Source organism: Priestia sp. 3CA3 (assembly GCF_056836725.1).
In genome coordinates this window covers 218,833-237,211 of record NZ_JBXENJ010000007.1, presented here as the reverse complement: position 1 = coordinate 237,211, position 18,379 = coordinate 218,833, and the positions used below count along the sequence as shown (strand labels likewise).

21 protein-coding genes are annotated in these 18,379 nt (G+C 39.5%); all 21 read left to right on the top strand.

Going from position 1 to position 18,379, the window contains the following annotated elements:
* Positions 1–31 precede the first annotated feature (31 nt).
* The 21 genes from prfA to AC1VNJ_RS19605 all read left to right on the top strand — a co-directional run bounded on the left by prfA (position 32) and on the right by AC1VNJ_RS19605 (position 18,364).
* The gene (gene prfA / locus AC1VNJ_RS19705) at positions 32–1,099 is read left to right on the top strand and encodes a peptide chain release factor 1 (RefSeq protein WP_013059820.1); all 1,068 of its coding nucleotides are present in this window, start codon (positions 32–34) and stop codon (positions 1,097–1,099) included.
* Positions 1,099–1,950 carry a peptide chain release factor N(5)-glutamine methyltransferase gene (prmC, locus tag AC1VNJ_RS19700; RefSeq protein ID WP_028411975.1) on the top strand — a complete coding sequence of 284 codons (852 nt, stop codon included), beginning with the start codon at positions 1,099–1,101 and terminating at the stop codon, positions 1,948–1,950. The genes prfA and prmC overlap by 1 nt, the downstream gene beginning before the upstream one ends.
* A gap of 121 nt (positions 1,951–2,071) precedes the next feature.
* On the top strand, positions 2,072–2,965 hold the full coding sequence (gene spoIIR, locus AC1VNJ_RS19695) for a stage II sporulation protein R (RefSeq protein ID WP_482641197.1): 894 nt from the start codon (positions 2,072–2,074) through the stop codon (positions 2,963–2,965).
* A gap of 85 nt (positions 2,966–3,050) precedes the next feature.
* Positions 3,051–3,497, top strand: coding sequence for a GNAT family N-acetyltransferase (locus tag AC1VNJ_RS19690; RefSeq protein WP_047749577.1), 447 nt, complete (start codon positions 3,051–3,053; stop codon positions 3,495–3,497).
* 192 nt (positions 3,498–3,689) lie between these two features.
* Complete coding sequence (locus tag AC1VNJ_RS19685) at positions 3,690–4,730, top strand: L-threonylcarbamoyladenylate synthase (RefSeq protein WP_028411978.1); 1,041 nt, start codon at positions 3,690–3,692, stop codon at positions 4,728–4,730.
* A gap of 67 nt (positions 4,731–4,797) precedes the next feature.
* A complete protein-coding gene (locus tag AC1VNJ_RS19680) occupies positions 4,798–5,358 on the top strand; it encodes a manganese efflux pump MntP (RefSeq protein ID WP_028411979.1) in 561 nt (186 codons plus the stop codon).
* A gap of 231 nt (positions 5,359–5,589) precedes the next feature.
* A complete protein-coding gene (locus AC1VNJ_RS19675; protein WP_482641196.1) occupies positions 5,590–6,018 on the top strand; it encodes a low molecular weight protein arginine phosphatase in 429 nt (142 codons plus the stop codon).
* A 79-nt stretch (positions 6,019–6,097) separates the two neighbouring features.
* Positions 6,098–6,559: a ribose 5-phosphate isomerase B gene (gene rpiB / locus AC1VNJ_RS19670; RefSeq protein WP_028411981.1), complete on the top strand. Its 462-nt coding sequence runs from the start codon at positions 6,098–6,100 to the stop codon at positions 6,557–6,559.
* A 35-nt stretch (positions 6,560–6,594) separates the two neighbouring features.
* A complete protein-coding gene (locus AC1VNJ_RS19665; RefSeq protein WP_028411982.1) occupies positions 6,595–7,146 on the top strand; it encodes a TIGR01440 family protein in 552 nt (183 codons plus the stop codon).
* A 117-nt stretch (positions 7,147–7,263) separates the two neighbouring features.
* Positions 7,264–8,508, top strand: coding sequence for a serine hydroxymethyltransferase (locus tag AC1VNJ_RS19660; protein ID WP_013059811.1), 1,245 nt, complete (start codon positions 7,264–7,266; stop codon positions 8,506–8,508).
* A 213-nt stretch (positions 8,509–8,721) separates the two neighbouring features.
* Positions 8,722–9,351: a uracil phosphoribosyltransferase gene (gene upp / locus AC1VNJ_RS19655; protein WP_013059810.1), complete on the top strand. Its 630-nt coding sequence runs from the start codon at positions 8,722–8,724 to the stop codon at positions 9,349–9,351.
* A 22-nt stretch (positions 9,352–9,373) separates the two neighbouring features.
* Complete coding sequence (wecB, locus tag AC1VNJ_RS19650; RefSeq protein ID WP_033580399.1) at positions 9,374–10,525, top strand: non-hydrolyzing UDP-N-acetylglucosamine 2-epimerase; 1,152 nt, start codon at positions 9,374–9,376, stop codon at positions 10,523–10,525.
* Between the two features lie 67 nt (positions 10,526–10,592).
* Positions 10,593–12,785: a S8 family serine peptidase gene (locus AC1VNJ_RS19645; RefSeq protein WP_033580400.1), complete on the top strand. Its 2,193-nt coding sequence runs from the start codon at positions 10,593–10,595 to the stop codon at positions 12,783–12,785.
* A 297-nt stretch (positions 12,786–13,082) separates the two neighbouring features.
* The gene (locus AC1VNJ_RS19640) at positions 13,083–13,304 is read left to right on the top strand and encodes an AtpZ/AtpI family protein (protein ID WP_013085464.1); all 222 of its coding nucleotides are present in this window, start codon (positions 13,083–13,085) and stop codon (positions 13,302–13,304) included.
* 6 nt (positions 13,305–13,310) lie between these two features.
* Positions 13,311–13,682: an ATP synthase subunit I gene (locus AC1VNJ_RS19635; RefSeq protein ID WP_013059806.1), complete on the top strand. Its 372-nt coding sequence runs from the start codon at positions 13,311–13,313 to the stop codon at positions 13,680–13,682.
* A gap of 18 nt (positions 13,683–13,700) precedes the next feature.
* Positions 13,701–14,411, top strand: a complete 711-nt coding sequence (gene atpB / locus AC1VNJ_RS19630; RefSeq protein ID WP_013059805.1) for a F0F1 ATP synthase subunit A — start codon at positions 13,701–13,703, stop codon at positions 14,409–14,411.
* A gap of 90 nt (positions 14,412–14,501) precedes the next feature.
* Entirely contained in the window at positions 14,502–14,714 is a 213-nt protein-coding gene (gene atpE, locus AC1VNJ_RS19625) for a F0F1 ATP synthase subunit C (RefSeq protein WP_013059804.1), read from the top strand.
* 102 nt (positions 14,715–14,816) lie between these two features.
* Entirely contained in the window at positions 14,817–15,335 is a 519-nt protein-coding gene (locus AC1VNJ_RS19620) for a F0F1 ATP synthase subunit B (RefSeq protein ID WP_013085463.1), read from the top strand.
* A complete protein-coding gene (locus AC1VNJ_RS19615) occupies positions 15,332–15,877 on the top strand; it encodes a F0F1 ATP synthase subunit delta (RefSeq protein ID WP_028411987.1) in 546 nt (181 codons plus the stop codon). The genes AC1VNJ_RS19620 and AC1VNJ_RS19615 overlap by 4 nt, the downstream gene beginning before the upstream one ends.
* A 15-nt stretch (positions 15,878–15,892) precedes the next feature.
* Positions 15,893–17,401: a F0F1 ATP synthase subunit alpha gene (gene atpA, locus AC1VNJ_RS19610; protein ID WP_013085461.1), complete on the top strand. Its 1,509-nt coding sequence runs from the start codon at positions 15,893–15,895 to the stop codon at positions 17,399–17,401.
* Between the two features lie 105 nt (positions 17,402–17,506).
* Positions 17,507–18,364 carry a F0F1 ATP synthase subunit gamma gene (locus AC1VNJ_RS19605; protein WP_013059800.1) on the top strand — a complete coding sequence of 286 codons (858 nt, stop codon included), beginning with the start codon at positions 17,507–17,509 and terminating at the stop codon, positions 18,362–18,364.
* Positions 18,365–18,379: the final 15 nt, after the last annotated feature.

The window sequence follows — 18,379 nt, the reverse complement described above, 5'->3', positions numbered from 1 at the left end:
AATGTTATGGATAAAGAATGAGGTGAATGACGTGTTTGATCGTTTAGAAGCGGTAGAGGCGCGCTATGAGAAGTTAAACGAACTTCTGAGTGACCCTGAGATCGTAAACAACCCCTCTAAGTTGAGAGAATATTCGAAGGAACAATCAGATATACAACAAACGGTAGCCGCTTATCAGGAATACAAAGATGTAAAAGAGCAGTTATCAGAAGCGAAAACGATGCTTGAAGATAAGCTTGATGCAGATATGCGCGACATGGTCAAAGAAGAAATTGCCGAGTTAGAAACGCAGCAAGAAGAGCTAGTTGAAAAGCTACGTATTTTATTAATTCCAAAAGATCCAAACGATGATAAAAACGTAATCATGGAGGTTCGTGGAGCGGCTGGTGGAGATGAAGCAGCGTTATTTGCAGCTAATTTGTACCGCATGTATTCTCGTTTTGCTGAATCACAAGGCTGGAAAACAGAAGTAATGGAAGCAACGACTACTGGAGTAGGCGGTTATAAAGAAATTATCTTTATGATTAACGGTAAAGGTGCGTACTCAAAGATGAAATTTGAAAACGGTGCACACCGTGTTCAGCGAGTTCCTGAAACAGAATCAGGCGGTCGTATTCATACATCTACAGCAACGGTAGCATGTCTTCCTGAAGCGGAAGAAGTTGAAGTGGACATTCATGAAAAAGACATCCGTGTAGATACATTTGCTTCAAGTGGACCTGGTGGCCAAAGTGTTAATACGACGATGTCGGCAGTTCGTTTAACACATTTACCAACAAATACAGTGGTATCATGTCAAGATGAAAAGTCTCAAATTAAAAATAAAGAAAAAGCAATGAAAGTATTGCGTGCTCGCGTGTACGACAAATTCCAGCGAGAAGCACAAGCAGAGTACGATGCAACGCGCAAACAAGCAGTTGGATCAGGAGATCGCTCTGAGCGTATCCGTACGTATAATTTCCCGCAAAATCGCGTAACGGACCACCGTATTGGTCTGACGATTCAAAAGCTAGATCAAATCTTAGAAGGCAAGCTTGATGAAATTATCGATGCATTAGTAATGGAAGACCAAGCGCGCCGAATGGAAGATTCGAACTAATGAAAGTATTTGAAGCCCTTAAGTGGGCTTCTTCTTTTTTGAAAGAGGCAAAGCGAGATGAAAACGCGGGAGAACTCTTGCTTCGCCATCACTTACAGATGACGAGAACTCATTTGCTAGGTGCTCTGCAGGAAGAACTAGAAGAAGAAACGCTAAAAAGGTTTGAACAAGATGTCCATGCTCATAAAGCAGGGATGCCTGTACAATATCTCATCGGGACAGAAGAATTTTACGGACGTTCATTTATTGTAAACGAACATGTATTAATTCCAAGACCGGAAACAGAAGAGCTCGTATATGGAATGATTTCTCGAATGAAAAAAGAATTTCAACACCAGTCTATTGAGCTTGTCGATATTGGAACGGGAAGTGGGGCGATTGCTATCACTTTAGCGTTGGAGCTTGACAGCGTCAATGTTACAGCAACAGATATAGCTATAGAATCTTTAAATGTAGCCAAGGAGAATGCTCAAAATCTGGACGCTGCTGTCACGTTTATACAGGGAGATTTATTACAACCATTCCTATCATCAAATCAGAAATTTGATGTAATTGTGTCTAATCCGCCTTATATTCCAGCAGATGATGAATTGTCCACAGTGGTAAAAGATCATGAGCCAAATCGAGCTCTTTTTGGTGGAAAAGATGGTCTGGATTTTTATCGACGTTTTATGGAAGAGTTGCCATATGTGACGAAGTCAAACAGTATTATTGGATTTGAGGTCGGGGCCGGACAGACAAAAGATGTAGCTGAGATGCTGCAAAAAACGTTTCCGACAGCTTTTGTAGAATGTGTATATGATATTAATGGAAAAGATCGAATGGTTTTTGCACAACTTCGTGATAACTAAAAAAATCAGAGGGAATGATTTTCCCTTTGGTTTTTGAAAATCATGCATTTTTTTACTAAATTACTAGTTTAAGATATCTTGCTTTCGGCCATACTGTTCCTATGAAAGGGCGGTGGCCGAAATGAAGAAGTATGCTATCATTTATTTTATTTTATTAATTATTGGAGCAAATGCTCAACTTATATATACACATAACCAAGTGCAGGCAGATCAGCCTGCAGTCATTCCAGACGAGGCAATTCGACTGCGTATTTTAGCAAACAGCGACGGTGAAAAAGATCAGTACGTAAAACGTCTGATTCGTGACCGTGTGAACGAACAAATTACAGAATGGGTAAAAGATTTAACATCTGTAACTGTAGCTCGAAAAACAATTAAAGAAAATTTGCCAGCGCTTGAGACAATTGCGAAAGAAGTGCTAAAAGAAGAAGGCGTAAATGAATCTGTTCACGTTAAATTCGGAAAAGTAGAGTTTCCTACTAAGTTGTACGGTCAGTTTTTATATCCAGCAGGTGAGTATGAAGCCGTGCTTATTACTCTTGGTAAAGGAGAAGGAGCAAACTGGTGGTGTGTACTATTTCCTCCTTTATGCTTCTTAGATTTTTCAAACGGTGAAGCGGTAAAAGCGCCAGAGCCATCTGAAGAAGAACCAAAGGCAGAAAAAGAAAAACCAGCAGCTTCTGAATTAAAATCTGCAGACAAAACAGATGATACGTCGGCTGAAAGTAAAGAACCCGCAGTGAAGACAGAAATTCAATCTGCAACTATTACATCGGATTCTATTAAGCAGAAAGCTGAGGAACCTTCTCAACCAACGGCATCTTCTAAAGAAGCAGCTGCAAAGGATACAAGCAACACAGCGAAAGAAGAAACAAGCGCTAAGGCTGAGAAAAAGGAAAGTAAGGAAACTGAAAAGTCTGTTTCATCTAAGAAAAAAGCTGATGCTAAATCGAAAGAAGATTCTGTAGAAGTTAAGTTTTTTGTAGTAGAATGGGTATCGTCCGTATTTAATTAATAGAATCATTAAAAATAAAATTCAGTTCTACTTTTTTTAACCATCTCATAGATTTGTTACTAGAAAACAAGTTGAGGTGATTAAAATGAGAGAACAATTAAAAATTGCCAGTAAAAATGATTATATTCGAATTCAGAAGTTTTTACAAAAAGCGGGTATTAGCACAGCGGGTGTAGAAGAACATATTCATCAATTTGTCATCATGGAAAGTGATGAAGGCGAGCTGCTAGCAACAGTTGGGTTTGAAAAAGAAGGCATGGACGGAATTCTTCGCTCCCTTGTCGTGTCACCTTCTTTGATGCAATCTGATATTCTGCTGCTATTTAAAAGTATCGTTCAGCTGGCTCAAAAGCATGGTGTGAAGCAACTATATTTACTAACAAATAAGGCATCCTCTCTGCATTTTTTTCAAATGATGAATTTTCAGCAAACATCTTATAGTGCTCTACCTGATTTGTTAAAAGAACATTCGTATTTAAAACAGTTACCAAATCCTAAGGATGTCTACGTGATGTTTTATGCAGCTAGTTAAAAGGAAATGTGGATAAATCATTTTAATGGGGTATCCACAATGTTATTCACAAAAATCTAAGCTTTATCCACATTTTGTGGATAAAGCTTGTTTGCTGATATAATGAATGCATGTATTTTACTGTTTTTGATACATATTGTACTTTTAAAGTAAAAAAAACCTAGATATAGAAAGAAAAAGGAGTTGAAGAAGATGGAAACTAAGTTATGGGTTGTGGATAATTTTATGAACGAAAAAGATATTTATCCACAGATAGAAGAAGCAGCAGATTTGTTGCGCAACCACGAAGTGGTTGCTTTTCCTACAGAGACGGTGTATGGATTAGGAGGAGATGCAACATCGGATAAAGCTGTGGATAAAATTTTTGCAGCGAAAGGACGTCCTAGTGATAACCCTCTTATTGTTCATATTGGAGATAAAGAGCAGCTGCATACATTTGTAGAGTCAATTCCTTCAAAAGCAGAGAAAGTGATTGATGCTTTTTGGCCAGGTCCTCTTACCGTGATATTACCTAAAAAAGATCAAGTTTCAGATAAGGTTACGGCTGGTTTAAACAGCATTGCAGTGAGAATGCCATCACATCCGGTAGCTCTTGCATTATTGAAAAAAGTGGCTTTGCCTATCGCGGCTCCTAGTGCAAACCTCTCCGGCAAGCCAAGCCCCACTTTAGCTCACCACGTGATGAATGATTTAGAAGGGCGTATTAGCGGAGTTGTAGACGGAGGAGCGACAGGGGTAGGAGTAGAGTCGACTGTCCTTGATTGTACTGAAGAGATTCCTATTATTTTACGTCCAGGCGGCATTACTCAGAAAGAGTTAGAAAGTGTAATTGGTCCCGTAAAAGTAGATCGAGCGTTAATAAGTGATAAAGAAGCGCCAAAATCTCCAGGTATGAAATATACGCATTACGCACCTGATGCACCGCTTGTCATTGTTGACGGCAGTTCAGATTTTTTCCAATCTATTATTGATCACTATCAAGATCAGGGTAAGCGAGTAGGGGTATTAACGACATCTGAACATGAAAATGTGTATAAAGCCGATGCCGTCATTACATGTGGATCTCGCTCAAATTTAGAGACGGTTGCTAGCCACTTATATGAGTCTCTTCGTTCATTTAATGAGTGCGATGTAGATATTATCGTTAGTGAAAGTTTTTCTGAAGAAGGAGTCGGTCATGCCGTTATGAATCGATTAATGAAAGCTGCAGGACATCACGTGATTAAGCAATAAAATTCATCTTCTAAACCTTTTCGAATGTGCATATTTTGAAATAGGAGCACGTCCGAGGAGGGTAAAGATGAATGTATCTCAGTTAATTAGTGAAATGATCACGTTAGTCATTATGGCGTTTGCCTTAGGAATGGATGCTTTCTCAGTTGGTTTGGGAATGGGGTTAATTCGTTTACGCTTTCGCCAAATTTTCTACATTGGTGTTGTTATCGGTATATTTCATATTTGGATGCCGCTACTGGGCATGTTTATTGGACGACTTTTGTCTGATAAACTTGGAATGTTTGCTACCTATGGCGGTGGAATTTTATTGCTGATTCTTGGGGCGCAGATGATTTATTCCTCCTTTAAGCATGACGATACGCCGTTTATCAAACCAGTTGGCTTTGGACTGTTATTTTTTGCGCTCAGCGTGAGTCTAGATAGTTTTTCTGTTGGACTTAGCTTAGGTATTTTTGGGGCAAGAACGTTTTTGACCATTATTGTTTTTGGCGTAGTGAGTATGCTATTAACTTGGTTAGGACTGTTGCTCGGCAGAAGAGTACAAGGCTGGCTTGGTTCATATAGTGAGGCACTGGGCGGGAGCATTTTATTAGCTTTTGGCATCAAATTGCTATTACCTTTTTAACTATATATAAATAGGTAAAGGACCATGACCATGCAGGTTATGGTCTTTTTTTGCTTCTTTTAGATTACAGCAATAAAAAAAGGAAAGCGAAGGTGTTTTTTTCAAGATAAATAAAGAGATTATGGATAAAAAACACCCAAAAAAGCTAACTGGATTTATGCAAGCAATAGAGATACAATAGGGTGGAATATCAACATAGTCGCACATAGTGAAAGCAAGGGAGGATGTATCTTGAAAAACATCTTATTTGTATGTACAGGAAACACGTGCCGCAGCCCTATGGCAGAAGCGTTGCTGAAAGCTAAAGAAATAGATGGAATAAACGTGAAGTCTGCAGGCGTATTCGCTTCAAATGGAAGTGAAGCTTCTGTTCATGCACAAGTTGCCCTTCAACAGAAAGGCATAGCTTGTTCTCATGCTTCGGCAGCATTAACGGAAGAACAATTGATGTGGGCTACTTATATTTTTACGATGACGGAGCAGCATAAAATGCTAATTTTGAACCAAGCTCCATACGTAAGTGATAAATTATTTACGCTAAAAGAATTTGCCGGCGAGCAAGGTGAAGTATCTGATCCGTTTGGCGGATCATTACAGACGTACGAACAGACTTTAGAAGAGTTAGAGCGTATGATTAACAAAATAGTCGACAAATTATAAAAGGTCCCATAAATTTTTGCAGACTTAAACTGAACAAAAATTAATAGAAGATGAAGGTATGTATGAGGAGGAAACAAAGATGAAAGTAGCTATTGCATCTGACCACGGCGGTATAAATTTACGACAGGAAATTATCTCTTTAATGGAAGAATTAAATATTGAATATGTGGATTTAGGGTGTGAATGCTCAGCATCTGTCGATTATCCGGATTATGCACTTCCCGTTGCTCAAAAAGTGGCGAGCCAAGAAGTAAGTCGAGGCATTCTTATTTGCGGAACAGGCATCGGTATGAGCATAGCAGCTAATAAAGTAAAGGGAATTCGCTGCGCTCTAGTGCATGATACGTTTAGTGCAAAAGCCACAAGAGAACATAATGATAGCAACATTTTAGCAATGGGTGAACGCGTCATTGGGCCGGGACTTGCACGTGAAATTGCGAAAATTTGGTTAACGACAGAATTTGAAGGCGGGCGACATGAAAATCGCGTGAATAAAATTAAACAGTATGAGCAGCAAAGTGATGCAACAGTAACGGCATAATGTGAACGTATTCAATGGAAGAAAGGAAGAAAAACGTGTCTGAACTTACGAAATGGAAAGAGCAGTTGGAAACAGTTTTATCTGATTTTTCAGCACAAGTGCAGTTATCTTCAGAACATACACTTGTCATTGGATGCAGTACAAGCGAGGTAATTGGTGAAAAAATAGGAACCGCAGGCGCAATGGAAGTTGCAGAAATGATCTTTGATACACTAGCAGATTTTCGAAAAAAAACGGGTGTCCACTTAGCATTTCAATGCTGTGAACATCTTAATCGAGCACTGGTAGTAGAAAGAGAATTAGCTCGTAAAGAACGCTTAGAAATCGTTAGTGTTGTTCCTATTCATAAAGCAGGTGGAGCAATGGCTACACAGGCCTATGGCCAGCTTAAAGATCCTGTTTTAGTAGAGTTTATTAAAGCTGATGCTGGGATTGATATTGGAGATACATTCATTGGTATGCATTTAAAGCATGTCGCAGTACCCGTTCGTTGTACGTTGAACGCAGTTGGACACGCTCATGTTACTTTAGCAAAGACGCGTCCAAAACTAATCGGTGGAATGAGAGCGTTTTACGAACTTTCGTAATTAAATATATTAAAATAATACACATTTTTTCTTTTTTATTCTAAATAAATCATGTTACAATGTAGTTGAATTAACAAATAACGAACATTGCGAATACGAAACGAGGAGAGGATTTTGATGGAGAAACAACTAATGCAACAAGATCCAGCAGTTTATAATGCGATCAAGGATGAATTACAAAGACAACGTACTAAGATTGAGCTAATTGCTTCAGAAAACTTTGTAACAACAGCGGTAATGGAAGCACAAGGTTCAGTTTTAACAAATAAATATGCTGAAGGCTATCCAGCTAAACGTTACTACGGTGGTTGTGAACACGTGGATGTAGTAGAAGACTTAGCTCGTGATCGTGCAAAAGAAATTTTCGGAGCAGAGCACGTGAACGTTCAACCTCACTCAGGTGCACAAGCAAACATGGCTGTATACTTCACTGTTTTAGAGGCTGGAGACACAGTACTTGGTATGAATTTATCGCACGGCGGTCACTTAACGCACGGAAGTCCTGTTAACTTTAGTGGTGTTCAGTACAATTTCATCGAATATGGTGTAGATCGCGAAACACATCGCATTAACTACGATGACGTATTAGAAAAAGCTCGTACACATAAACCAAAATTAATTGTGGCTGGTGCAAGCGCATATCCACGCGCAATCGACTTCAAGCGTTTCCGTGAAATCGCTGATGAAGTAGGCGCTTATTTAATGGTAGACATGGCTCATATTGCTGGTCTAGTAGCTGCAGGACTTCATCAAAATCCTGTGCCACATGCTCATTTCGTTACAACTACAACACATAAAACACTACGCGGACCACGCGGCGGTATGATTTTATGTAAAGAAGAATTTGCGAAAAAGATTGATAAGTCGATCTTCCCTGGTATTCAAGGTGGTCCATTGATGCACGTTATCGCTGCAAAAGCAGTAGCATTTGGTGAAGCATTACAAGATGAGTTTAAGCACTATGCTCAAAATATCATCGACAATGCTAATCGTTTAGCAGAAGGATTAAAGAAAGAAGGATTTGCTCTTGTATCTGAAGGAACAGACAATCACCTTGTGTTAATCGACGTAAGCTCAATGAATTTGACAGGTAAAGTAGCTGAAAAAGCGCTTGATGATGTAGGTATTACAACAAACAAAAATACAATTCCTTATGATGAGCAAAGCCCATTTGTAACAAGCGGTATCCGTATTGGTACAGCTGCGGTTACAACTCGCGGATTTGGCTTAGAAGAGATGGATGAAATTGCTTCTATCATCGGATTAACGCTTAAAAATATTGAAGATGAAGAAAAGTTAGCTGAAGCTAAAACACGCGTTGAAGCTTTAACAAGCAAGTTTGAAATGTATAAATCACTTTAAGAGAGACAGGCCTTTGTGCCTGTTTTTTTATGGAGAAAGTGGTAGCAATCCAATCATTTTTTGAATAATGCTTGAACTCAAAAACTTTTTTCTGTAAAATGAATGCAATGTATAAATTTAATTAGCAAGAGATATGTTTTTACTAGTACGTACCATTCAATTCGTTGAATGGTATTTTAATGTGTACATCTTTATATATAAGGAGAGATATCAATGGGCAAAGTATACGTATTTGATCACCCGCTTATTCAACACAAATTAACTTACATACGCGATGTAAAAACGGGAACGAAAGAGTTTCGTGAATTAGTTGATGAAGTGGCAAGCTTAATGGCTTTTGAAGCAACACGTGATTTACCGCTAGAAGATGTTGAAATTGAAACACCGGTTTGCAAAACAAAGTCAAAAGTTATTGCAGGGAAAAAGCTTGGTATCGTTCCAATTCTTCGTGCTGGTATCGGCATGGTAGATGGATTTTTAAAACTAATGCCAGCTGCTAAAGTTGGACACGTTGGCTTATATCGTGATCCAGAAACATTACAGCCTGTTGAATATTATGTAAAGCTACCTAATGATGTAGAAGAGCGTGACTTTATTGTAGTAGATCCTATGCTTGCAACAGGAGGGTCAGCTGTAGAAGCAATCAACTCTCTGAAAAAAAGAGGCGCTAAAAACATTAAATTTATGTGTTTAATTGCTGCTCCTGAAGGCGTGGAAATTGTAAAAGAAGCACACCCTGACGTAGATATTTACATTGCAGCATTAGATGAAAAATTAAATGACCATGGATATATTGTTCCAGGTTTAGGTGATGCAGGGGATCGTTTATTCGGTACAAAATAATTTGTAGATTTGGGTGATGAACATGAAGCAGCCAATTAAAGTAATGACGATATTCGGGACAAGACCAGAAGCAATTAAAATGGCTCCTCTAGTATTAGAGCTTAAAAAGCGACCAGAAGAGTTCGAAGCAATTGTTACAGTAACGGCTCAGCACCGTGAAATGTTAGACCAAGTATTGAGCATCTTTGACATTCAGCCTGACTATGACCTGAACATTATGAAGGATCGCCAAACCCTTATGGACGTAACGACCAGAGGATTACAAGGCTTGGACGACGTAATGAAAAAAGTAAAGCCGGACATGGTACTTGTACACGGTGATACAACTACGACGTTTATTGCTGGGCTAGCAGCTTTTTATAATCAGATTCAGGTCGGGCATGTTGAAGCAGGTTTGCGCACATGGAATAAATATTCTCCATACCCGGAAGAAATGAACCGTCAGCTTACAGGTGTTCTCGCTGATTTGCACTTTGCTCCAACAGATAAGTCTGCAGCTAATTTGCAAGCAGAGAACAAAAAAGAAGAGCGAATCTTTGTGACTGGAAATACAGCTATCGATGCGCTAAAAACAACAGTAAAAGAGACATATGAGCATGAAGTGTTAACGAAATTGGGAGATGATCGTCTTATTTTGTTAACGGCACATCGCCGCGAAAATTTAGGCGAACCAATGAAAAATATGTTCCGTGCTGTTAAGCGTATTGTAGATGAACATGAAGATGTGCAAGTTGTGTATCCTGTTCATTTGAATCCAGTAGTTAGAGAAACAGCAAACGATATCTTAGGAAATGACCCGCGCATTCATTTAATTGAACCGTTAGATGTAATTGACTTCCATAACTTCGCTGAGCGCGCTCATATTATTTTGACAGATTCGGGCGGTGTTCAAGAAGAAGCTCCTTCATTAGGCGTACCTGTATTGGTACTTCGCGATACAACAGAGCGCCCGGAAGGAATTGAAGCAGGAACGCTCAAACTAGCAGGCACGGAAGAAGAAACGATTTATACGCTAGCAAAAGAGCTGTTAATAGATGAAGACGTATATAAGCAAATGTCACAAGCATCGAATCCTTACGGAGACGGCTTAGCTTCTAAACGAATTTGTGATGCTATTAGCTACTATTTCAACCGCCGTGAAAACAGACCGGAAGCTTTTAATCCGCTTTCGTAAGATTTCTAAACACCTTTCACATGAAAAGCGTCTCTTTGAGACACGATAGTGTGAGAGGTGTTTTTTTATGTGGATTAAATGGTTAATGATTAGCTTTATATTGGGGAGTGGGGGAGGGCAAATGTCGCTCAATCCGACATTTCCTTCTATAAAACAAGAAATGAATCATCAGGAAAAATCAATCATTGTGATGATTAAAAAAGAAAAATTCACGAAATTTAAAAGTCAGCTACAAAAAAATTATCCTAATATAAAGATTAAGAGCGAATTTCACACGGTGTTTACAGGACTTTCATTAAACGGCTCCATCTCGGATTTGGAAAAACTATCTCAGAATCCATCTATTATTAGTTCACATTCTATTAAAAACTATCAGGTTACAGAAGAAAATAGCGTAACGTTCATTGGCTCAGAACAGGTAAGAGGCTTGTTTGATACTCACAATCAGCGTTTAACAGGAAAAGGGATCAAAGTAGGCGTTATCGATACGGGGGTTGATTATTCTCACCCTGATTTAAAACAAACCTACAGAGGGGGTTACGATGTAATAGATGAAGATTATGAGCCGATGGAAACCACTCGTGAGCAAGGAGAACCGACTCTGCACGGTACTCATGTAGCTGGTATTATTGCAGCGAATGGGAATATTAAAGGCGTAGCACCCCAAGCGGAAATCTATGCATACCGAGCTCTTGGACCTGGAGGAGCTGGAACGTCTGAAAGTGTTATTCTAGCTATTGAAAAAGCAATTCAAGATGATGTAGATATTATTAATTTATCATTAGGAAATGATGTGAATGGCCCTGATTTACCAACAAGCTTAGCGTTAGATCGAGCTGTTGAAAAAGGAATTGTAACGGTTACATCTAGCGGCAATTCAGGTCCAGGTTTATGGACGGTGGGCTCTCCGGGTACAGCGGGAAAAGCTATTTCCGTTGGCGCTTCTGTTTCTCCGACAACAGTTCAATTTCTAACAATTGGATTTAACAAAGAAAAAATTATGATGGCGCCAGTAGAAGGGTCTCGTCCATGGACGTTTAATCAAACGCTGCGTGTAATAAATGAAGAAGATTCCAAAGAGCAAAAGCATGCGTCGGGTAACGTCATTTTGCTAAAAGCAGAAGGAAATGCGGTTCAAAAAAAGATTAAACAAGCTGAACAGGCGGGAGCCAAAGCGGTTATTTTATATAGCCCGACAGAAAAAAGCATAGTCAGTAAACTAAAAGAGTCAGTAAATATTCCCGTGATATGGGTAAGTAAAAAAAGCGGTGACACCATTAGCCAACACATTCAGTCTCAACAACCGTACTTACGCACTGGGCAGCAAGTGGTGCAAGACTTGCTCACATCTTTCAGTTCAAGAGGGCCTGTAACGACTACTTGGGGAATCAAACCAGACGTCGTCGCACCAGGTTACTTCATTAATAGTACAGTTCCTGGAGGATATGAACGCATGCATGGCACAAGTATGGCTGCGCCCCATGTAGCTGGAGCGTGTGCGCTGATTTTACAAGCTCACCCGAACTGGTCTCCTGAACAAGTCAAAGCTTCATTGATGAACACCAGTAAAGTAATGCAGCAGCTAAACGGTCAAACGTATCGCGTATATGAACAAGGAGCGGGAAGAATTCAAATAGCAAAAGCCGTCACAGCAGAATCTTTGTTTTATCCATCTTCTTTATCTTTTGGTATTTTTACGCGTCCATCAAAGAAAGTTTTATCTTTTAAAATTGATAACCAGTCTGATAAAGCAAAAACGTATCGCTTAAACGTTCCAAAAAGGGATGAAGGAGTGAACTGGGATGTTCCATTACCCGTCACGGTGCCACCCCGTCAGACAAAAGAGATAGCTGTCACTTTATCGGTGCAGCCCCGTTTTAAAAATAAAGGTATATATGACGGATATTTGGAAATAAATGATTCACGTGAAACATTTTCGCTTCCCTATATGTACATGATTAGCATTCCAGATTATCCTCGTGTCATGGGATTGCAAGTAGCAGCGGAAAAAGAGAAAAATACGTATAGCTATGAACTGTTTTTGCCTGAAGGAGCAGATCAGTTAGGCGTCGCTCTTTTTGATAAGCAGTCTTTACAGTTTGTATCGTATTTAGATGTTGACGTGGATGTAGAAAGAGGCATGAGAAAACGAAAAATAACGATTGATGAATCGCTTGTACCAGGAGTGTACCAAATATTTGCATTTGTGAAAAAGCATAGACAAGAGCAGGTTGTACACAGTACAATAACGATTGAATGAACCTCTTTAAATGTTTTCATTTGAAGAGGTTTTATGTGTGGCAGAAATGTGAACAATAAGAAGAGGTTGTGAAGTTTTTAGCTTAAACACATTGACATTAAATATACGCTATTGTATGCTTACAGGGAATATAAATGATAAGGTTTTCAACCTGTGAAAACCGTTGATATTTCTGCGTATTTTATTAGCTGTTTTTACCTTTTTTAGCAATTTTTTTTGCCTTTCTATCATATATTGAGCTATGAAAACGATAGAGAATTCGGAAAAAAGAAAATTTTGCAAAAGGGGTATGAGCTTATGAAAGATCGCAACCGTCATCCTTTGCAAGCGATGGCATTAGTGTCAATCATTCTATCACAGTTAGCAGGTTCAGTCTTAATTGGCTTATTCTCTGGAAGATGGGCTGATCAATGGCTTGACACCGAACCACTATTTTTGATTTTAGGCCTTCTTTCAGGGCTAGCAGCAGGTGTTTTTATGATGCTGCGGACAGTCCACCATTTTTTTTCAGGAGATTAATAATTCATGCAGGATTTGCAGCACGTTTTTCCAAGACTTCGTTCATACATATTGTATTTGTTAGCATTATACGTTCTCGGCTGGGGATTTACAAGTTATAAGGCTGTTTTTGCAGGTTTAATTTTAGGAACCGCCCTGAGTTTGTATAATTTGTGGAACTTAGTAAGAAAGTTTGAGCAGTTTGGACAGGCGTTGGATGAGGGGAAAAAGCCCCGTTCAATTGGGACTGTTGTAAGATTTGCAACAGCTGCTCTCGCAGTTGTGATTACCATCTCTTATCCAAAAACCTTTCATATTATTAGTGTAGTTGTGGGATTAATGACGTATTATGTTGTCATTATCATAGATTTAGTTGTTCAAAATATGCGTAGAAGATAGAAAGAGAGGTGAACACAGTTGGGTCATGAATCACCAACTATAGAGTTTCTAGGCCTTACTTTTAGTCAAAGTAACTTGCTTATGGTTACCGTAGCTTCTGTTATTGTATTCTTAATTGCAGTTTTATGTACTCGTACTCTTGCTATGAAGCCAAGCGGTGCACAAAACTTTATTGAATGGGTCTTAGATTTTGTTAAAGGACTCGTTAATAGCAATATGGATTGGAAAACAGGTGGCCGCTTTTTGACGCTAGGTGTAACTTTACTTATGTACATTTTTGTGTCAAATATGTTGGGTCTTCCATTCGCCATCGTGATTGACCATAACTTATGGTGGAAATCGCCAACCGCTGATCCAGCAATTACGCTGACGTTAGCCGTTATGGTAGTTGTACTATCACATTATTATGGTATTAAAATGCGAGGTTTCTCTGCATACACGAAAGATTACTTCAAGCCAATGGCATTTTTATTCCCGCTTAAGATTATCGAGGAGTTTGCCAATACGTTAACGCTTGGCCTTCGTCTTTACGGTAATATTTATGCTGGGGAAATTTTGTTAAGCTTGCTAGCTGGTTTAGCAACAACAGGCTTCCTAGGTACAATTGGAGCTGCTATCCCAATGCTTTTATGGCAAGGATTCAGTATTTTTGTAGGCGCAATTCAGGCCTTCATTTTCACAATGTTAACGATGGTTTATTTATCTCACAAAGTGAGTAGCGACCATTAATTTATAAAGCTTTGTTCAAGTAATACCCAATTTGGACAAAACAAAACTTAGTTAAACAAAATCATATATATTAAGGGAGGACTTTATAAAATGGGTTTAATAGCATCTGCAATTGCGATTGGTTTAGCGGCACTAGGTGCTGGTATTGGTAACGGTCTTATCGTTTCTAAGACGATTGAAGGCACAGCTCGCCAACCAGAAGCACGTGGTACATTAACTTCAATGATGTTCGTTGGGGTTGCCTTAGTTGAGGCGCTTCCAATTATCGCCGTAGTTATTGCATTCATGGTACAAGGTAAATAATAATGTGTTACATGTGGCGAAGATCATTCAAAAGAACCTTCGCCATTACTTTATGTCTTTAAGAAGTAAATTATATATGTGGAGTCTCTGAAGGGAGTGAACATGGCCGTGTCGAACATGTTTGTGTTAGGAGCAGCAGGCATTAATGGTGGAGATATTCTTTTCCAATTAGTGATGTTCCTTATCCTACTTGCGTTACTTCAAAAATTCGCGTTTGGTCCTGTAATGGGAATCATGAAAAAACGTGAAGAGCATATTGCCGGTGAGATTGATGAAGCAGAAAAGCAAAATGAGGAAGCGAAGAAGCTTGTTGAAGAGCAGCGTGAAATCTTAAAGCAATCTCGTCAAGAAGTGCAAGTAATGATGGAAAACGCTAGAAAGTCTGCAGAAGATAAAAAAGAAGAAATCATTGCGGCAGCACGCGAAGAGTCTGAGCGTCTAAAAGCTGCAGCAAAACAAGAAATCGAACAGCAAAAAGATCAAGCAGTTGCTGCGTTACGTGAGCAAGTTGCTTCATTATCTGTTTTAATTGCGTCGAAAGTTATTGAAAAAGAACTTTCTGAACAAGATCAAGAGAAGTTAATTCATGAATATATCCAAGAAGTAGGGGATGTACGATGAGTCAACCAGCTGTAGCCAAGCGCTATGCACTAGCTCTTTTTCAATTAGCAACAGAAAAACAGATGATCGATGAAATGCAAGACCAGCTACAAATCGTTGAAGAGGTGTTTGCTAAAACACCTGAATTAATGGATGTATTAACTCATCCAAAAATTACAATTGAGCGAAAAAAACAGTTTGTAAGTGAGGCATTTGCTGAACTTTCACCAACTGTTCAACATACGGTTCTTCTATTATTAGAGCGTCACCGCATTCAAATTGTTAGCCAAATGGTGCAAGAGTATCGTTTCCTAGCGAACGAAGTACGTGGCGTGGCAGACGCAACTGTTTATTCTGTCAAACCTTTAAGCGCAGATGAGAAACGAGCAATCTCGCAATCATTTGCTTCAAAAGTTGGAAAACATACGTTAAATATTTCAAATGTAGTAGATAAAAGCCTAATCGGCGGCGTGAAGCTTCGCATTGGTAATCGTATCTATGATGGCAGCATTAGCAGCAAATTAGAAACGATCCACCGAGGACTTCTTGCACACAGATCGTAGATAGGGGTGAAATTCATGAGCATCAAAGCTGAAGAAATTAGTGCGCTGATCAAGCAGCAAATTGAAAACTATCAGTCTGAGATTAAAGTGAGTGATGTAGGTACTGTTATCCAAGTTGGGGATGGTATCGCACGTGCTCATGGCCTCGACAATGTCATGGCTGGAGAACTGGTTGAATTTTCAAATGGTGTCATGGGAATGGCACAAAACTTAGAAGAAAACAATGTAGGTATCATTATTTTAGGACCATATACAGAAATTCGTGAAGGTGACGAAGTTCGCCGTACAGGACGCATCATGGAAGTTCCAGTAGGGGAGCAGTTAATCGGTCGTGTTGTTAACTCATTAGGTCAGCCAGTAGACGGCTTAGGCCCGGTAGAAACAACAAAAACACGTCCAATTGAAGGTGCTGCACCTGGCGTTATGGATCGTAAATCAGTACATGAGCCGCTTCAAACAGGTATCAAGGCAATTGACGCACTTGTGCCGATCGGCCGTGGACAGCGTGAGTTAATTATCGGTGACCGTCAAACGGGTAAAACATCGGTAGCAATCGATACAATCTTAAACCAAAAAGATCAAGATATGGTATGTATCTATGTAGCGATTGGCCAAAAAGAATCAACAGTTCGTAACGTAGTAGAGACATTACGTAAACACGGTGCTCTAGATTACACAATCGTTGTAACAGCATCAGCTTCACAACCAGCTCCACTATTATTCTTAGCACCATACGCTGGAGTAACAATGGGTGAAGAGTTTATGTATAACGGTAAGCACGTACTTGTTATTTACGATGACTTAACAAAACAAGCATCAGCTTATCGTGAACTTTCATTACTATTACGCCGTCCTCCAGGTCGTGAAGCGTACCCAGGGGATGTATTCTATCTGCACTCTCGTTTATTAGAGCGTGCGGCAAAGTTATCGGACGCAAAAGGTGGAGGTTCATTAACAGCTCTTCCATTTATTGAAACGCAAGCAGGAGACGTATCTGCTTATATCCCAACGAACGTAATTTCGATTACAGACGGACAAATTTTCTTACAGTCAGATCTATTCTTCTCAGGCGTACGTCCTGCGATTAATGCTGGTCTTTCTGTATCACGTGTAGGGGGATCTGCACAAATTAAAGCGATGAAAAAGGTAGCAGGTACACTGCGTCTAGACCTTGCATCTTATCGTGAGCTTGAATCGTTTGCTCAGTTCGGTTCTGATCTTGACCAAGCAACTCAAGCAAAATTAAATCGAGGAGCGCGTACAGTTGAAATCTTAAAACAAGGTTTACACAAACCGCTTCGCGTAGAAAAACAAGTAGCTGTGCTTTACGCATTAACAAAAGGCTTCTTAGATGATGTTCCAGTATCAGATATTACACGCTTTGAAGACGAGTACTTAACATGGTTAGAATCAAACCGTAAAGAAGTACTTGAATCAATCCGTACAACTGGTGGCCTTCCTGAAGCTGGCGTATTCGAATCAGCACTTGAAGAATTCAAGAAAACATTTATTGCATCTGAATAATATATTGTCAGCATGGTATGTTAAGACAATCTTTCAATAAGGTGAAGGTGAACATTTGTTCACCTTTCATACCACGTGATCTTCTAAAACAAGGTGGTGAAACCTTTGGCATCATTACGTGATATACAAACTCGAATCACATCGACGAAAAAAACGAGCCAGATTACGAAAGCAATGGAAATGGTTTCAGCTGCAAAGCTGAATAGAGCGGAACAAAATGCAAAATCGTTTGTTCCATATATGGAAAAAATTCAAGAGGTAGTCTCAAGTGTAGCCCTAGGCAGCAGAGGCGCTTCACATCCAATGTTAACTGCGCGCAGCGTGAAGAAGACTGGTTATATCGTAATCACTTCAGATCGCGGTCTAGCAGGAGCATATAACAGTAATATTTTGCGAAAAGTATCTCAAGCTATTGAAGAACGCCATCAATCACCTGATGAATACGGTGTGATTGCAATTGGACGAGTAGGGAGAGATTTCTTCGTAAAACGCGGTATTCCGGTTTTGCTTGAAATCACAGGCTTAGCAGATCAGCCAGCTTTTGCTGACATTCAAGGAATTGCTTCACAAACAGTTCAAATGTTTGCGGACGGTACGTTTGATGAACTTTACTTATACTACAATCACTTTATCAATACGATTTCACAAGAAGTGACGGAGAAGAAGCTATTGCCTCTAACAGATCTTCAACCTTCTGGTAAACTTGTTGGTTATGAATTTGAACCATCACAAGAAGAGATTTTAGAAGTATTACTTCCTCAGTATGCAGAGAGTTTAATTTACGGCGGCCTGCTTGATGGAAAAGCAAGTGAGCATGCTGCTCGTATGACAGCGATGAAAAGTGCAACAGACAATGCAAAAGATCTTATCAATAATCTTACATTGTCATATAACCGTGCACGTCAAGCGGCAATTACCCAGGAAATTACGGAAATTGTTGGCGGAGCGGCAGCGTTAGAATAGAAAGTTTAATGGAAA